Source organism: Mucilaginibacter aquaedulcis (assembly GCF_030409325.1).
GTDB lineage: Bacteria > Bacteroidota > Bacteroidia > Sphingobacteriales > Sphingobacteriaceae > Mucilaginibacter > Mucilaginibacter aquaedulcis.
In genome coordinates, this window is record NZ_JAUFPR010000002.1 from 954,398 (window position 1) to 972,351 (window position 17,954).

The window sequence follows — 17,954 nt, forward strand, 5'->3', positions numbered from 1 at the left end:
ATAGATTAATTTTTAACTTCAAAATCATAATTGCCTGAACCTACCCGGAAAACGGCCTTTCCATTTTCCATCTTCATCAGTTTAATATCTTTTATCGCTGTAATTGCTTTTCCGCTCTCGGTGATAACTGACGTTATTGAAGCAGGCAGATAAACCAATGCATTGCTATTTGGTGGTATTGTTATATGCCATTTGAAATCGCTTTCATTTTTAGTCCAACTGCTTTTCACTAACCCATAAGGAGTTTGGTAAGAAGCCTTTACACTATTCAAATCATGAATAGCAGCAGGGTTCATTACAATTTGCTTAAAACCCGCATCTACTGTTTTAATACCTGCCAGATCCTGATAAAACCAGGCTATCAGATCGCCGAGGAGCATAATATGATTATGTGAATTCATGGCTGGGTTGGCAGTATCCCCGTTCCAAAGTTCCCAAATGGTAGTTGCGCCATGTTTTACCATATAACCCCAACTTGGATAATCGTTGTTACTGGCTATACGGTAAGCCAAATCCGGTCGCCCATATTCGGATAAGCCTCGCATGAGCCATTGCGTACCGATAACTCCTGTGCTGATGTGGCCCTTTGCTTCATCTTGAATTTTATTGACAATATTTTTAAATACTTCCTGACGAGCTTCAGGTGGTGTTATGCCAAAATAGAGCGGCAATAAATTAGCCGTAACGGTATTATTATCATATTGAAACTTCTTTTTATCCAGATATTTTTGGTTGAAAGCTTTAGCTGTATTTGCCTGCTGGGCGCTAAAGTTTTTTGCATCAACCGGTTTATGAAGCAGTACAGCAAACTTTTGCATCAACCCTAATAAATGAAAATAGTAGGCCGATGCTATTAATTGCCCTTCGGTGTTGCGGGCAGGATCTTTGGAGTGGATGAGTTCGGGTGATTCGGGCGGAACGCACCAATCGCCATATTTGTCTTTGGTGATCAGGTTATCCTTCATGTATTTCCGCTTCATGTAATCCATCCATTTTTTCATAGATGCATAATGCTTTTGAATAGGAGCCTCATCAGCAAACTGACGATACAGCATATCGGCTACCAGGATATAAGTACCCGGCCAGGTCATATTATCGCTGTAATAGTTCCAATAGGCCGGGGCAACATCAGGTATAGCACCATCCGGCTTTTGCGACTCGCCTATGTCATCCAACCATTTGGCATACAGGTTTCCGTTGGCAAAAACAAAACTTTCTCCCAGGGAGCCAACAGCACGGTCGCCAAGCCATGGCATACGCTCATTACGCTGCGGGCAGTCAACAGGCATCCCCTTGTAATTGCTCAGTATTCCCCAGTAAGCATTCTTGTAAATTTGGTTAATAAGCTCGTTTGATGTTTCAAAGCCACCTGTGTTGGCTATGGCATCGTATACTACATGCCCTTCAAGGTCTGTCAGCTCCGGTTTACCTGGATATCCGCTGATCTCCAGATACCTGAAACCATGGTATACAAATACCGGGTGCCAGGTTTCCAGATCACTACCCTTAAGGGTGTAAACATCTGTCACTTTAGCATCGCGCAAGTTGGCAACATACAGTTCACCATTAGGTTGCAAAGTTTCAGCATAACGAAGAGTTATTTTATCGCCTCTATTTCCTTTTACTTTCATTTGTACCCAACCTGCCATATTTTGCCCCATATCTATGATCCATATCCCGGGTTTCACCTGGTTTATAGCAACAGGCTTTATAGTATCCATTATTTTAATGGGTTCGTTCATTTGCGCTTCAATCCTGCCTCCCGGTGCTTGTACCGATTCAGCATTTAACCATGCCTTATCGTTAAAACCAATGTTGTTCCAGCCAACAAATTCTTTGGTGGCATCATACTCCTCTCCATCATATTCATTGTTGGTACGGATGGGGCCATCTGCTGTAAATTTCCAGCTATTGTCACTGCTTATAATTTGCCGGGTACCATTTGTATATTCAATTTCTAATTGCAGCAACATCTTCGGGAAACCAAACTCCTTGATCTTTTTTGGTTTGTACTTAGGCCGCATGGTAAAGAAACGTCCGTTACCCAATATGGAAGCTATCGCATTTTCGCCCTGCTTAATATTATCGGTAACATCAAACGTATTGTATTTTACAGATTGGGTATAATCAGTAGGTGGCTCAGCCAGTACCTGATCGCCAATGTGTTTGCCATTTACGTAAAGTTCATAATGCCCAAGACCAGCTATATAAACCGTTGCCTTTTTGATACCTGCTTTAACATCAAACTGCTTACGATAATATCTGGCCGAAAGGCGTGAAAATTTAGATACGCTATCCCAGGAGAAACCTTTATCGCACCCTATCCATTGGGCTTTCCAATCAGCCTGGTTTAGTAATCCTTCTGTCCACATAGCAGGCTTGCTCCAGGAGCTTGCACCTTTGTTTGTCCAAACCCTAACTTTCCAATAACAATTTGTGCGGCTTAATAATGGCTTGCCAGCATAACTAACCATAACAGATTGATCAGAATTAACCTTATGCGAATCCCACAGATCAGCTTCACCACGCTCAAGCTTTTCAGCTGTTGATGATACCATGATCTGATAAGCCTGTTGTTCAACACCTCGGGTATCACTTACAATCTGCCAGCTTAAACGCGGATGGGTTGTACCAATCCCAAGCGGATTATGTAACATTTCGCACTTCAGATTTTGCAGACTTATATTTCCATAAGTATTTAAACCCATGTTTACAACAAGGATTAAAACCAGGGATATATATATGTGTAATTTTTGCATTACTTACCCGAAAAATCAAAATACAGGTTGAGCGACAGCGCATCCTCTATATTTTTGTCATAATTAAAATATTGGTTCTTTTTGCCGGCCGGCCCTAAATTTTCCGGCTTTTGCGATTTAGTACCTATTGGCGTAATGCCATGCATAAATGATATATCGCCGGAAGGGAAAGCCGGGGCCACATTGTATACCTTTTGCGGATTTGCCGGGGTAAACAAACGCATAAACACATCGCGGCTATTGCATACAATAGTTATAGGTTGGCCAGTGGTTTCTAACTTCATCCAGTACAGGTTGGAGTAATAGCCTTTAAATTCCGGGTAAACTACTTTGCCCTGGCCGGTAATAGTATTGTTATATATCTTGTCCCAAACACCCAGACGTGTGCCTTTCATCCGGTTCTTCCAAACACGGTATGGGCCATCACCTAAATAACTCACTCCTTTTATTTCCTTTTCCGGAAAAGAGAAATTTACCCCTAATAGTGTTGCTTCTTCACCAATAGGCCAGTATTTTACATCTAATTGCACCCACCCTGATGGGTAAATAGTCCACCGCAGCACTGGCTCAGTTAGCTTTGGTGGGAATACACCTTCTACTATTAAATTATCTCCTTCGTAGCGATGTATGAGTTTTTGGAAACCGGCTTGTCCCTGTCCTTCAATCAATATAGGGCCGTTATTAAATTGAATATTCCCTTTAGCATTTTTTACTTTTACCAGTATACCTGAGTTGCGGTTAAAGTCCAGCTCGATGCCGTTACTGGCTTTAACCTTAAATAACGAATCAGTTTCAGTTAGCTGAGCTTTGCTCTCGCCTGTTTTGCTAATCATGCCGGCCGTTAGTTTATCATGACTGCTGATCGGAAAACTCCAGGTAAATAGCTCATGCTTTGTAACATCATAAGCAGTGATGTACAATACATCAAAACCCCGCCAGCCGACAGGTAATTGTACCTGCAAATTGCCATATTGCCCCGGCAACACATCAGGAGATGTTATTACACCTGATTTGGCCGCAATACTTGCTTTTTGATAGGGATTATCCAGCTTAACCAATTTGTAACTAAAACTGCATTGCTTAAGGTTTGTATAAAAATAGCGATTCTGCAGGCGCAGGGTTCCGTTAAAAGCCGGGGTAATTTCTCGTGGTTCAAGATATACCGGGCTCCAAACTTCTTTAATAGTATAATAGCTGCCTTCCTTTTCGTGGTATGGGCCAACTATACCATCAGGGCCATGATCGCCGTCTGTATCCAGTTCACCATTCTTGTCTGCATGTTCTACTGCCTCATCTGCAAAATCCCATATAAATCCACCTGCCGAAATTGGTGTATGCCACATTTGGTTCCAAAAATCTTCCAGACCGGCACCTGCCCCGCCATCATAAAGCCCGTGTAAAAACTCTGTCGGGAAAAATACGTCATGCCCATTGATCCCTGTGTTAATGCCATAATCATAGTTGATATAGTGCTGTGTATTGGTGCCTCTGAAAATTCCCCAGGGATGTATAAGCGGGCGCTTTTGTATGTCAAGTTCATCAAACCAATGATCAAGATCAAAGTTAAACCCTCCCTCATTGCCATTGTCCCAAACTACTATGGATGGATGGTTTATATCTTTTTCTATCAGTTCCCTGGTTAATTTGGAACCAACCTGTGTATCGTAACTGTGGTGCCAGCCGGTTAACTCATCCAATACAAACAAACCCAATGAATCACATACATCCAGAAAATGATCATCAGGCGGGTAATGCGACATGCGGACCGCATTCATGTTCATATCTTTCATCAGCTGCACATCTTCAATGCTTATCTTTTTATTTAAAGCCCTGCCTGTTGTTGGCCAAAACGAATGCCGATTTACCCCTTTGAACTTGATCTTAACATTGTTAACATAAATACCGTCATGTTCACGCAGTTCCACTGTGCGGAAACCAATTCTTTGCTTTACAGCATGTATAGTTTTGCCATTTTGCGTGAGAGTAAAAACTACGTTATACAGGTTTGGCGATTCGGGCGTCCATAATTTGGGAGATGAAATATGGGTACTGATATTGACCAATGTATCTCCCGTATTAACCTTAGCTGTAAATGCAGCACCTTCTTTTTGACCATTCAGTGTATAAATCTGTCCGGTTATTATACCTGTTTTGGCTGATGATAGTCTTAAGGTAGCTTTCAGGTTGCCATTTGCTTTTGCATCAATGGCGTAGTAATTAATATGACTTTGTGGAGATACCTCCAAAAACACTGGTCTGAAAATGCCGCCAAATATCCAGAAATCGCCTTTTCTTTCCGCCGCGTTCACCGAAGCATTGGCCGAATGTTTGGAGACAGTTACCTCCAACAAGTTGGATTTTCCGTAGTTAAGCATTTTGCTCACATCGTACTTAAAGCGGTAGAACGAGCCCTGATGTATGGGCCCGGCAGATTGCCCATTAAGTTTAACTTCAGTATCGGTCATTGAACCATCAAAAACGATATTAATAGCTTTACCCTGCCACGATGCCGGTATGGCAAATTCATATTTATACAGCCCTTTCTCTTTGCCTCGTAAACTATCTTTAGATAGCCCATAGTTATATTTACCAAATCCTTGAAACTCCCAATTAGAGGGTACCGGAATAGTTGTCCATTTGCCTGAGTTCCTGCCTTCGGTACAGAAAAACTGCCAGTTAACGGTGTGATCACTACCTGTACCTGAAAGAAACATTTTTTGCGTTTCCTGTGCGTGGATAATTAACCCGCTAAGTATAAACAAGACAACAAAATATATTTTAAGGCAGGTGGATCTCATAGTTTCAGTTAGCGTTTAAGGTAAACTTTAAAGGGTTATCGGTACGGAAAGGCACAGCCGGTAATCCGTTTCGGTTATAAAAATTAGGTTGGGCAGATTCTGACCAGGCAAACCGGGCAGCCACCGGCACAGTTACAGATGGTGCTGAAACTTCAATGGTATTGCCTATTATGGTTGCATCAGCGGGTACAAATTTGCCGTCGGTACCGGCAATTGTAAAGTCGCTTAGTGGTTTTCCGTTATGACTAACCAGGCCATTGCCAACGCTGTTAAATTCAATAATGATCTTGTTGGCGCTGGTCTTCATGCTTTTGTACATGGGTCCTGAGCTTACAAGCTGCTTCTGATTATAAGTGTCAGCCAGGGCCTGTAATTCTAACCGTCGGCCTATTTCCCATTTAAAGGGCGGATGAATATTTTTCAGATCATCGTTCAAATCCGTAGTTACAATCATGGCCGTGTGTGGTATTTTCAGGGCCATAGTTTGGGCCTCTCGCAGTTCGGGCTCTGTATACTCTGTGTAGGAAACAGGCCCTTTTCCTTGCGAATAATAGTAGGGCGCTATCTGCACGTAATAAAATGGGAGATTGCTGTTGCTCCAAAGCCTACGCCAGCTATTGATGAGCGCTTCCATTTTGTAGGTATAGGTAATGGTTTCACCTAAAAAGCAATTGCTTTCACCCTGGTACCATAAAAAACCTTTAAGTGCAAAGGGAGCCAGCGGCTCAATCATTTTATTGTAGAACTTCCCCGGATCACCATCTATTTTAACATTATTAGCTTTGAAGTATGGGATGGCATCAAAAGCATCACTTGACACCCAAGGTTCAATTCTGCTGCCGCTTACTGCCGAGGAAATAATGCCAACAGGCACGTTGAGATCATGATTTAAATTTTTAGCAAAGAAATAACCTGCCGCAGAAAATGCCCTCAAAGCAGAGTCTTCGGCTATACTCCAGCCTGAATGGGTAGAATCAGGCTTTTGAAGATTTTTTTGGGTTACAAGAAATATCCTGATGTGGGAGTTATGAGTGCGTTCCAATTCATCAACCGGGGAATTAACTGTACTGGTATCAGGCTTTTTTACCTTGCTATTCTTGCGCATCTCATACTGCATATTTGATTGGCCCGAGCATAACCAAACCTCACCTACCAAAATATTATGCAATTCAATTCTATTTGATCCTTTTATGGTTAAAGTAGCTGGTTTTGCCGACGCCTGCATCGCATCTAACATCACTATCCACTTACCTGCCTGGTCGGTTATTGTAGATTTGCTTTGAGTTTTAAATTTAACGCTAACCTTTTCGCCAGGCTTGGCTGTTCCCCAGATAGGTATTGACTGATTGCGTTGCAGCACCATTCCATTACCCAATATTTTAGGTAATATAACCTGTGCCTTACTGCTTGTTAAGCAACAAACCATCATGATCAACAAAACAAATATTTCTCTAACCCTCATCCTTTAATAATTACTTGTTTTGAACGATTTGATATAAAACACGGCAGTTTTAGCAGCCTCACCGGCTTTTGGTAAGTCATAATCCTGATCTGTAGGTGTATCTGCATTAGGAAAACGTATTACATCTCCGGTCCTGAAAACCACACGACTTACTTTTAGCACCGGAGCAAAAAACAGGGAGGGCGACATATCTTTTCCGTTGATATTGATCGTGTAAAACCGGGAATCTGTATTTAGTTTCAGGATAACATGATAGCTTTTATCCGCCTCATATTTGATCAGGTTTTTATCCCGATAACCAGCCTTTGTATAAAATCTGCCTGTAGAATCAAGCGTAAGCCTGATTGCTGCATCTCCTTTTTCGTTTTGAAATTCAATATCCAGCTTACCAGTGTTATTTTGGCCGGATACGATAGTGAAATCGGCCAATAGCTTTTTAGAGGCTGGTACTACCCGCTCAGCTTTGGCATAATCAAAGGGGTCGCTGTCTTTCAGCGTTAAACTGCGCTCGCCATCGGGAGATTTATCAATACCAACAGGTGCCCATTGCGGGCTGTAAGTATTCCATTTTTCCAATTCTTTACCTGCAGGCATGTCATTAAATACTTCATTCGCATGAGCATCTGCAACCTCGCTTACAGGTACAGGAATCGATGACACCCATATATCTTCCTTATTCATGCTATAGGTAACCCATAGCTTACCTCCTGGTGGAATCCCGTTACCTTCCTCAATTCCTCTTACATATTGCGGGCCGTATGATTTATAAGCCCCGCCATAACGCAGCGAGGTGATCTCGCCATTAACCAGTAAAAGATTATTATAATTTAAACCGTCTGCACTAACAGAAATAGCCAGCGGCCATCTGAACTCCGAAGGATTATACACCGTAGCATATTTACCATCTGACGTACGCTGGCCCCATATCTTAGCATTACTATTTACAAAACGAGGAGCGCGAGAAGCATTAGCCGGCCAGGTTTTACCATTATCGGTACTGATAGATGTTAATGCGTTTTTCCATAAGCCAACCACTCTACCATCTGGCAGGTGATAGAAGTTAAAAGCTTTATATTCTTTATGTAAAGGGATTAACGGATCTTTACGGTCTGTTTCCTCGGCCCACTGCATCATCATTAAAGGGTTAGCCATCAGCTCATCACAGGCCTTTATAAATCCTTTATCTTTGCTTGTTTTATAAAAAGGAAAAGTGGAGTTTTTTTCGTTCCATTTAGGGTTATAGTGTATAAAATAAATGGGACCATATTTACCATCTGGTAATACTTCTCGTACTACACGGCCAATGCCCAGGCCATCATTAGGATCGTCATGCCCATCTAAACAAATACCATAGAAACCTAATATCAGTAACCTTTTTGATTTACTGGTAAAAAAACCCATACGCTGGTGCATTACTGAATAGAGATTTTTCGCTACTCCTGGATGTCCTTCCTTGGTGGTGCCGTCAGGTATTTTATATTGAGGAAAAACGACGGTTGGCTTTGACCATATCTGCCCATCTTTTGAGGTAATTAATAAAGTTTGACCCGGTGGTACACTCTCTCCTACCTTGTCGCTCAAATACTCCACATAAAAAGTATTATTCCAGTAAGCAAGCATAGGTGCATGGTTATAAGTAAACCCGAAGCCATCAGCCAGTTCCGGATGCTCACGGTTGGCTCTGAATATTTGCTGGCTATGTACACCTATCGCCGGACTTAGCTGCCCATGATGATAGTCGACATTGACCACCGTGTTTCCGGTATAGCGAACCGTATCCTGTGCTTGTGCCACACAGATAGTTAAAGTGAAAAATAATATATATACAATGATTTTATTCATGTTAGCTCTTATCTGTGTTTAACTGCACTTCTTTTAGCAAAAAGTCCAGCTGCTTTTTGGTCACTTTAAATATGGTGCCGTGTTTATGGCCTTCCGGAACCTTTACGCTATCGCTGATGTCTGTAAATGTTTTAAAATCAGTTGTGCGCATAGCACCATATCTTTTTAACCGGTACGAATCATAGTAAATAAGCCAGTTGCTCCCTGCTTTTGTCATGGATGGCCCTTCGCTATACATTTCGGTAAACCGTGGTGTGTAGTCATGATAAGGACCAAGAGGGTTGCCTGCAAAGGCAACCAGAATATTTCGATTTGGTCTTGTATTGTCTTTCATAACCAGCACGTAATCTCCCTTGCCCCGTTTTACGATTTCGGCATCTATCACGCTGAAACCCGGATCAAGAAATAATTGGGTTGGTGTAAAGGTTTTAAAGTCCTTAGTGGTGGTATAATACAAACGATGGTTATTATTCTCATCTTCCTGCCCCTTCGGAAAGCGGTTGGGTATTGTTGAGGCCCAAACAATGATAAACTGTGCCGATTCATCATCATAAAACAGCTCAGGTGCCCAGGCATTAATGGAGGTTGGTTCATAACCCATTACATTAATATGCTGCTGAGCCGACCAATGTATTAGGTCTTTTGAACTGGCATAACCTATTCCCTGGTCGTTTTTCCAGTTCGTTGTCCATACTAAATGGTACACGCCATCCGGGCCCTGGGCTATGGATGGGTCACGCATAATTTTAGCATTGCCAACTTCGGGTTTTATAAATATGTGATTAATGTCTGTCCAATGACAAGCATCATAACTATACAGCAAACGAAGTCCCCCATTAGCAGGCTCATGAAACGAAGTAAACATATACACGCTTTTATTCGTTTTGCACGAAGTCATGAAAACAAGGACAAACCCAAACAGTATATATTTAACCGATTTACTCATGTGTACTTTATTTTAGGTTTATATAGCGTCAACAACCAGTACCCAATCATTGCCGTTTACTTTCTGACCTGGAGGTTTAAATTTAAGCACATTGGCTTTGGCAACTGTACCAATGGGTGTAATTTGTCCGTTACGTGGGTCATACCATGATGCCTTGATTTTTGTACCAATTAATTTTTGAGCATTGATACTGATTTCCCTACCTGTGTATGTATATACAAAAGCATAGCTTTTGCCTCGCGTGGCTATAAGATGGTCATATCTTTTTCCCGCATCGCCAGCGATTATCGACTGATCGGGTACCCGCTCCATATACGGGCGGGATAACATCAGCTTTTTGAGATAGATCATTTGCCTTGCACCAGGGTCATTAATGGAATTAAACCAATAGCCCTTTGATCCATAGGCAGTCTTTTTTTCACCTGGCTTATGCATTTGCATTACATCGTTATTACCATAAGTGTAACCGGAAGCTCCTGCAAAAACCGACCAGTACCCATATCGCCGAACGTCGGCAGCAGTCCAGCGGGGAAGTTTGATATCATGCAGCCCATGAGGTATTTTTTCATAAGATGGCTCGGCATCCAGTGTCGGTTTAGCCGGGATTTTATTGTAATCTGCCAGCACATATTTCCAGTTATCTTCGCCATAGTTCAGATCCTTTTTGGAAGTATCCTGCGCATAAGTGCGATGGCCAGACTGGAAACAATTAAAACTTAACCAGGCCTGATCATGAAACCAAGTGGATGATTGTGTACGCCCCCGTGGATGAAAGGTTATGAGGTGCGTAGTATCTAATGCGTGCAGGGTATTGCCAATGGTATTCCATGTTTTTAAAGAATCTGTTCCGGGGATATCACCGCCATTCATCCAGATTACATTATTTTTTTCGCGGTATCTTTTTGCTAAAAACTCAGTATATATTTTTGCCTTTTCAACTCCAATATGGTTTCCTTTAACTACAGAACCCCATATAGGTACCAAGGCTACATACAGCCCCTTTTCGGCTGCTTTATCAATTATCCAATCTATATGATCCCAATAATCATACTCATTTGCCTTACCAAAAGTATTCCCAGGGGTAACCTTGGGTACAGCTATATTTTTATTGTTCAGCGCCGAATCGCCATAGGCATTCACTTCACTTACGCTATGTACCACCATTACTTGTATCACATTAAAGCCTTGTTTGCTGCGGATATCCAGATATTGTTCAGCTTCTTCACGTTTCATTTTTGAAAACAGCAACCAGCCGGTATCACCCAACCAAAAGAAAGGTTTATTACCTGCTGTAAAGTAGCGGTGATTGTGTGATATTTTTAAAGATGGTGTAACCGGCTCACCGCTTTTAAATGAGAAAAGCAGACAGCAGGCTATACCTAACAAAATAAGTTTCTTTAACATGGTTATTTAGTTACGCGTTAGCCATAAAATAGCAGTACCAGGCTTTGGGCTTTTTATTTCTGTACCATTACCACCTTTTATTTGTTCAGTACCAGCCAATAGCTGCCCTGTTTGAGGATCGATCCACCGGACGTTATAAGTGTTATTAGATGGTAGATCTATCCGGATGGGATTATCGCCATTATTGTAAACGACATAACCTTTCGAAGAACTTAATGCCCATTGCTCTTTTGGATTACCTGGCAGATCGGCGGGTTTCATATTGCTTGCCGCTGTCAAAAACTGGGCATCCGTACCAGCAGGTAACACGGGTAATGAACCACCGGCTATGAATACCGCCCAGCCAAAATGGTCATAGCCATCGGCAGAAAACAATACCGCCTTATCCGGATATTTAGTGCGATACTCATGCACGGCACGATACACCTGCTCAAATGAAGAAGCTTTTGGTTTAAATATGCGTGCTTGTTGTCGTGGCGCCAGGCTTTGGCCGCCAATTGGAGCATAGACCGTTCCGTTAGCCTGGTAATACCAATACCTGATATCAATAACATTGATAACTGATGCCTTTGAGGCATCAGCAAGGATTGCATCCTGTACGTCTTTGGTAGCACTCAGGCTAATTATTTCTTTCTTTTTGTGGGTAGTTTCCCATTGTTTAATGGTTTCAACCCAAAACTGCATAAAATGCAGCGGACCGGTAAACTCCGCGCCAATTTGTTGTATTATTCCATTGTTAGCCGCAAAATTATCCAGGCATTTATAAATGTATGCTTGATGAAGCGCACGCCTTGCAGGATTTGTTTCATCATAAAATTGCTCGGCCATAAACTGGCGTTTGTCGCCTGCATAAGGCACAGGCTCCGGGAAACCACTGCTGTTAATATTGTTGGCTGTTCGCCATGGAAAATCGGTGTAATGTGCTCCGGCTTCAATAATGTTATGCTGAAAGTAGTTTTGATGCACCAGCACTAACCCTTTCTGATCTGCCAGATCTGCAAATTGTTTCAGCCTGCTCCAGTACCAGGTGTTATATTTGGTCAGATCATATTTGCTTAAACCATCATAAGCCAGTCCCTTACCGCTGCGGGCAAAAGGCAGCTCATAAAAAGGTGCCCATACATCGCCATCCATACGGCGGATACGCTCATGATCATCACGACGGCGATCATACCAAAGGCCATAATTATGTTCAAAAGCTACAATATTGTCTTTGAGCATCCAGTTGCTTACCTCGTCAAGGTCATCAGTTAAACCGGTACCTGTTTGACCGGGAACCCAACGCGTGATAGCAGGTTTTGCAGTAGTTTCGGTATAATCTGGATGAACGGTACCATTCCACCACGGAGTTTCAAAATGTTTACCAGCCAATACAGTATTGCCGCGCACCAACCAGCCATTTTCCACGCTCATTTTCGGAGCCATTGCTGGCGTAGCTTTTTGCCCGTAGCCAATTTCATCAATAGTTTTAATACCTGTTGATGATGTATTTATAGGATTCCTTTCCGCGGCTTTCCCTATCCAGTCATTTATTGTTACGGCCGGCTTTCTGGCAGCCGCCATTAGTTCGGCCGCTTGCTCAACCGTTGGGCTGCTTGATGGTTCAGTAGTAGGATAAAGCATACCTGCCTGTTTGCTTACATCTTTATTTAAACGGCTGGCTAATTGCGCATAATAAAAACTACGCGGATTGATGGTACTGTTTGATGACTCCCAATAACCATCACCAGCGAATTGCGCCCATGTGCCAAATGCCCAGTTCTGAGCGGTTGGTGGCTGATAACAATCTACATGGGCAGCTGTGCAATTCCAAAAAAGGCTATTGGCAGCATTCCATCCAGCTCCCTGACCATCTTGACCGCGATTCATATAACTCAGAGCCTGGCCATCAATACTTACAACATCAAACAAAACACCTGATGCCCAACTGTCAATGCTTCCGCTAAAGCTGTTTGATTGCACTGACATACATTGAACGAAAGCATTTGGCCCAGGAGCACAATACCCTGTGGCAAAATCATGAAAACCCCCTTCGGAGTATAAACGCTGAAAAAGGGTTTGCCCGCCCATAGTTAAAAAGGTGTTTCGGCGCTGTCCTCCTATTTCTGAAACAGGGTCAATTGATCTGCAATCTTCTACCGTGATACGATTTCCGGTTGTGCCAATAAATACTGCTGATCCGGCAAAATGCTCAAAAGTAACCTGACGTACCCAACTGTCACTAACATTTTCCATGGTGATGGCCATCCAGCGATGAGCCTCATCTTTAGGATTAGTTGAATCATAAGCTGATCTCAGGGTTAAGTTTTCAATACCTGCCTGTACTATACGGCCTGACCATTGATATGTGCTTATCAATCCTCCGCCAAAAGCAGTATCCAGAGCAGTTGTAAGCGGAGCATCCAGGGTAATGTTATTATCTTCAACGGCTGTAACTTTTCGATCCCAATAAATATCACGCTCTCCGGGTTTCCAGGCCAGGGCGGTTAAATCTCCTCCAAAATGATCTGTTTTTAGTGTATTGATCCAGGTTTGTGTGCTTGGCCTGTGAACCATCACCATTTCACCGACCTTAATATTGGTTCCGGCATCTACATGGAATGTGTTTGCATTTACAGGTACATAAGCATCTGCAATTTTAATCTCTTTTCCGGTTTGCTTGTCGTTTTTTCCGATGATATGGATTAAAGTTTCCCTGCCTTTACCAGCGGCTAACAATATGGTTCCATTTGCCCCAATACCGCTCCCTCGCAAAACAACGCCAGACGATTTTATTTTTAAGCTTCCATTTACCTGATATACACCTTTTGTAAGCAGCACAGCGCCGCGTACGCCATCAGAGTTAGCCGGCAAGTCAGCCATATAATCTAAGGCAGCCTGTATACGCAGTGTGGCATCACCGACTTTTAAAGGCACAACTATACGCACAGGAACTTCGGGAATTGGTTTTTCGGAAGCCATATATCCACAATAGGAATAGTCAGGAATACGATCTCCATTGGGGGCGAGGGCATATATGAGCTTGCCGCTTTTATCGGCAGCAACGGGCGGTTGCGGCTTAATTACTTTCTTTTTATTTTGAGCAAACAAGGGTGCATGCAAGAGCATGCACCCTATCACTAACCAACTCAGAACATAAAGATCTTTCTTAAATCGAAATCCTAACATCGCCCGTTTGTATATACTTATTTTATATTAGCCAATTTCTTTTCGCCCTGCATAGCTACGGTGTTCAGGTAAACCTCAATATTGGTATAACCGCTGCCATCTTTTGCAGGCAATGCAGAGTCATCAGCATTTTTCGGGTTCAAACCATGTTTTACTTCCCAATCATCAGGTATTCCGTCAGAGTCGCTGTCTTTGTATGGAGTTCCTTTATATTCAGGATATCCGCCAACTTGCCAAGGCGCTGTGATGATTCCAAGTTTATAGGAATCCTTAGGTAATTTACGCACCTTAAACTGATAAGCGGTATCTGTTTTCATTTCCTTGTAGGTGATCTTACCTGTACGTACCTGCTCGATAATGCGATGATCAACTGCATCACGTTTAGGTAAAGTTGCACCTGCATTAGCTATAACAAATTTAAGCGCGTCATTGGCCGACAACACGTTTACCGGAGTCATGGCGAAAGGCACGTCAGATTTCATGTAATCCTTATATTCTCCAGCATCAGGCAGTTCTTTACCGCCTGGCCCTTCTACCTGTATGCCACCATTCCAGGGATCTTTTGTTACTTCAGGATATCCTTCCATAACGTTACCTACGGCGTAAACCCTGCCAAATATCTTTTCTTTGAGTTTGCTTCTGCCCGATTCAGGCTTAAGTATACGATGACCAACAGGCTCATCTTTAGGAGTAACCGGACCCGGTTTAAAATAGTTATTGATAATATTATAGTTGGTTGTATAATCGCCACCATCCATTGAGCGGTGGTGCCAGTTAAATACCACATTGTTTACGAAATTGTAAACACCGTTCCAGCCTACTGAAGGGTTACGGCCGGTATTATCGGCCCATAGGTTGCGCAACATAGTACTGTTTTCGCCGCCAGTAGTGCTACCGAAAGCATGGTTCCAGTAATCAAGAGATTCTGAATAGATGCAGTTTTGTATGGTAATATTTACGGTACCCAGTTTTTCTTCTTTTGAGCCATCTCCAGGATCAAACATATGCCTGTACATCGAAAAATTCTCATCAAGTCCCCAGCTTGCGGACACGTGATCAGCAATGATGTTTCCTACCGGGTTACCTCCCAAAGCATCGTCCCTACGGCCAACATTAGTTTCGCCGCGACGGAAACGCATATAACGGATGATCACATCATGCGTATTTACCCAGAATGATTCGCCAGCCACGCAAATACCATCCCCAGGAGCAGTTTGGCCTTCAATAGTTACGTATGGAGCCCTCACTATGATTGGTGTTTTGATCCGAATAATACCCGCTACATTGAATACAATAATACGTGCACCACCCTTTTCACAAGCATCGCGCAAGGTTCCAGGGCCATTATCGGCCAGGCTTGTTACCACATATACCTTACCTCCGCGACCACCAAAGGTAAACTTACCACCACCTTCAGCACCGGGAAAGGCGGGTATTTTTGCCTGCGGCAAATCTGTTGGCCGTGCAGCCCAAGGCACATACACTTTCCCTTTTCTTTGATCAGCCTTGATGATAGGCAGCGCCACTTGCCATGCCGAATCTGATCGGCGTTCAGCCTCTTTCATCATAACCTCACTCTCATCTTTTACATTCTGCGGCACTTCGGGATATTGCGCAAAAGCCGGCTTAGTAAAACCCAATGCTGCTGCTACTATAAATAAAGCTGTGTGTTTTTTCATGTTTAGTTTTCATTATAAATTTTAAAAAAGAGCAGGAAATGACTAACCGCTCTTTTAATATTATTGCTGAGGGTCGAAAGAACCTCCCCAGCCTTTATTTTGTAAAATATTAGGATCGCTGCTCATTGTAGCTGTAGGTATGCCAAAGAAATCAACAGATGTTTGTACGTTTAATGCATATTTACTATCCAGTGTCACTGGCGCTATAGTAAAATAGGTATAAGCATTGTCGGAGGTTAGTTGATCACGACCAGAATATGGCGGAAGCAAGCTGGCCGGAGCATTTGCATTTAGCGTGATTCTAATTCCAGACCTCCTTATTCCGTTAAGTGTAGCTTGCAATAAATTTCTCCTTCTTAGGTCCCAGAATCTTTTGCCTTCATAAGCCAGCTCAATTTTTCTCTCCAGCATAATAGCATTAATCATTGCGTCATGGTTCATTGTTGAAGCTAAACCATACAAACCATCACTTCCGGGTTCAACACCGGCACGTTTACGTAAAGCAATTAATGCATTGTAAGCTTCTTGCCCCTGATTCAGATTGCCAATTTCGGCAGCACATTCACCTAAGTTTAACAATACTTCGGCATAACGTATCTCAATCCAATCATTCCCTGAATACATTACATTAGCAGCAGCCAAAGTTGGGTCAATAGCTTTACGCAAATAAAAACCGGTTGTTGTTGCAGATGCCGTAATTGGTTCAGTCGTCACAATTTTTTTTGATGATGGATCGGTGTAGTAATAAGTCCATAGCCTGAATGCATTGTTGCTGTTTAAAGGCCAGGTACAACCATTAAAACCAATGGTTTTGTCAAACCGGGGGTCGCGGTTTTTATAAAAGGTTTGCAGCGAATACGGATATTTGCTTGATGCATTAGGTGTTAAACCATCAAGCATAGGGTATGATTGCACCATTTCCCATATAGGCTGATTTGATACTGAGGGACTACCAGTACCAGTATAAGCCGGCCGGGTTGAAAGATCATAACCGTTATTATCCTTTTGCTGATCGCCAGTAGCGGAATTATAAGCTGTTACCATTACAGCTTCAGTATTTGAATACCCTTCAACAAACCATAAACCAGCATAATCAGGCATTAGTTTATTACCTGCTGTGTTACAAATATTCATTGCCTGTACATTAGCATCATAGGCTTGCTGCCACCTGGTACGATCATTTGTTGGATTAAACTCCGGACTTGCCCAGGTTAATAAAACTCTACCTTTAAAAGCGGCGGCGGCCTGAGATGTAATTCGGCCATAATCATCTTTAGAATCTGGCCATCTTTGCGGCAAACTTTTAATTGCGGAATCCAAATCGGCAACAATTTGTTTAATACAATCTAATGTTTTGGTTCGCGGCAACAAAGCAGCCTGTTTATTTGCATCGCCTACTGCATCTAAAGGAGTTAATACCAACGGAACACCACCATATAATCTAACCAGGTCAAAATAGCGGTATGCTCTCCAAAATAAAACTTGTGCAGCAAACCTCTTTTTTACATCTGGTGTAAGTTTACCGGCTGCCAAATCGCGCAAAAAGGTATTAATAATTCTGATTTTGTTGTAGGGGCCAGCTGTGTTACTGCTGCCGATATCAGTAACATCATTATTGGTAAGTGTACCTTGAACAAACTTATTATCGTTATAAGCTTCGTCACAAATACCATTGAGAGTACTTGATACCGAACCACCTGTGTTACCATACCAGTTAGGTAAATTCTGACCGTATATAAAGTCAACATTTTGCTTTACTAAAACCGAATCACCGAATATTAATTGAGGAGAGGCGCTCGTAAGATCCTCTTTGTTTAATACTTTTTTGCAGCTTGTTGATAGCAATGTATAAACAAGTGCTGCTAAAATTATAGGATATAATTTTTTCATCGTAAT

At 42.4% G+C, this 17,954-nt stretch carries 9 protein-coding genes; all 9 read right to left on the bottom strand.

Features of this window, described 5'->3' with window-relative positions; genetic code table 11:
- Nucleotides 1–5 precede the first annotated feature (5 nt).
- Nucleotides 6–2,708: a glycoside hydrolase family 78 protein gene (locus QWZ01_RS08590; RefSeq protein ID WP_290322891.1), complete on the bottom strand. Its 2,703-nt coding sequence runs from the start codon at nucleotides 2,706–2,708 to the stop codon at nucleotides 6–8.
- 50 nt (nucleotides 2,709–2,758) lie between these two features.
- Nucleotides 2,759–5,557 carry a glycoside hydrolase family 2 protein gene (locus QWZ01_RS08595; RefSeq protein WP_290322892.1) on the bottom strand — a complete coding sequence of 933 codons (2,799 nt, stop codon included), beginning with the start codon at nucleotides 5,555–5,557 and terminating at the stop codon, nucleotides 2,759–2,761.
- 4 nt (nucleotides 5,558–5,561) lie between these two features.
- A complete protein-coding gene (locus QWZ01_RS08600; RefSeq protein WP_290322893.1) occupies nucleotides 5,562–7,019 on the bottom strand; it encodes a sialate O-acetylesterase in 1,458 nt (485 codons plus the stop codon).
- A 3-nt stretch (nucleotides 7,020–7,022) separates the two neighbouring features.
- A complete protein-coding gene (locus QWZ01_RS08605; RefSeq protein ID WP_290322894.1) occupies nucleotides 7,023–8,861 on the bottom strand; it encodes a sialidase/neuraminidase family protein in 1,839 nt (612 codons plus the stop codon).
- A 1-nt stretch (nucleotide 8,862) separates the two neighbouring features.
- Entirely contained in the window at nucleotides 8,863–9,726 is an 864-nt protein-coding gene (locus QWZ01_RS08610) for a glycoside hydrolase family 43 protein (RefSeq protein WP_353959392.1), read from the bottom strand.
- A gap of 99 nt (nucleotides 9,727–9,825) precedes the next feature.
- Nucleotides 9,826–11,211 carry a glycoside hydrolase family 140 protein gene (locus QWZ01_RS08615; protein WP_290322896.1) on the bottom strand — a complete coding sequence of 462 codons (1,386 nt, stop codon included), beginning with the start codon at nucleotides 11,209–11,211 and terminating at the stop codon, nucleotides 9,826–9,828.
- Between the two features lie 6 nt (nucleotides 11,212–11,217).
- A complete protein-coding gene (locus QWZ01_RS08620) occupies nucleotides 11,218–14,319 on the bottom strand; it encodes a DUF6298 domain-containing protein (RefSeq protein ID WP_290322897.1) in 3,102 nt (1,033 codons plus the stop codon).
- A 77-nt stretch (nucleotides 14,320–14,396) separates the two neighbouring features.
- On the bottom strand, nucleotides 14,397–16,058 hold the full coding sequence (locus QWZ01_RS08625; RefSeq protein ID WP_290322898.1) for a polysaccharide lyase domain-containing protein: 1,662 nt from the start codon (nucleotides 16,056–16,058) through the stop codon (nucleotides 14,397–14,399).
- Between the two features lie 60 nt (nucleotides 16,059–16,118).
- Nucleotides 16,119–17,948, bottom strand: a complete 1,830-nt coding sequence (locus QWZ01_RS08630; RefSeq protein WP_290322899.1) for a RagB/SusD family nutrient uptake outer membrane protein — start codon at nucleotides 17,946–17,948, stop codon at nucleotides 16,119–16,121.
- Nucleotides 17,949–17,954: the final 6 nt, after the last annotated feature.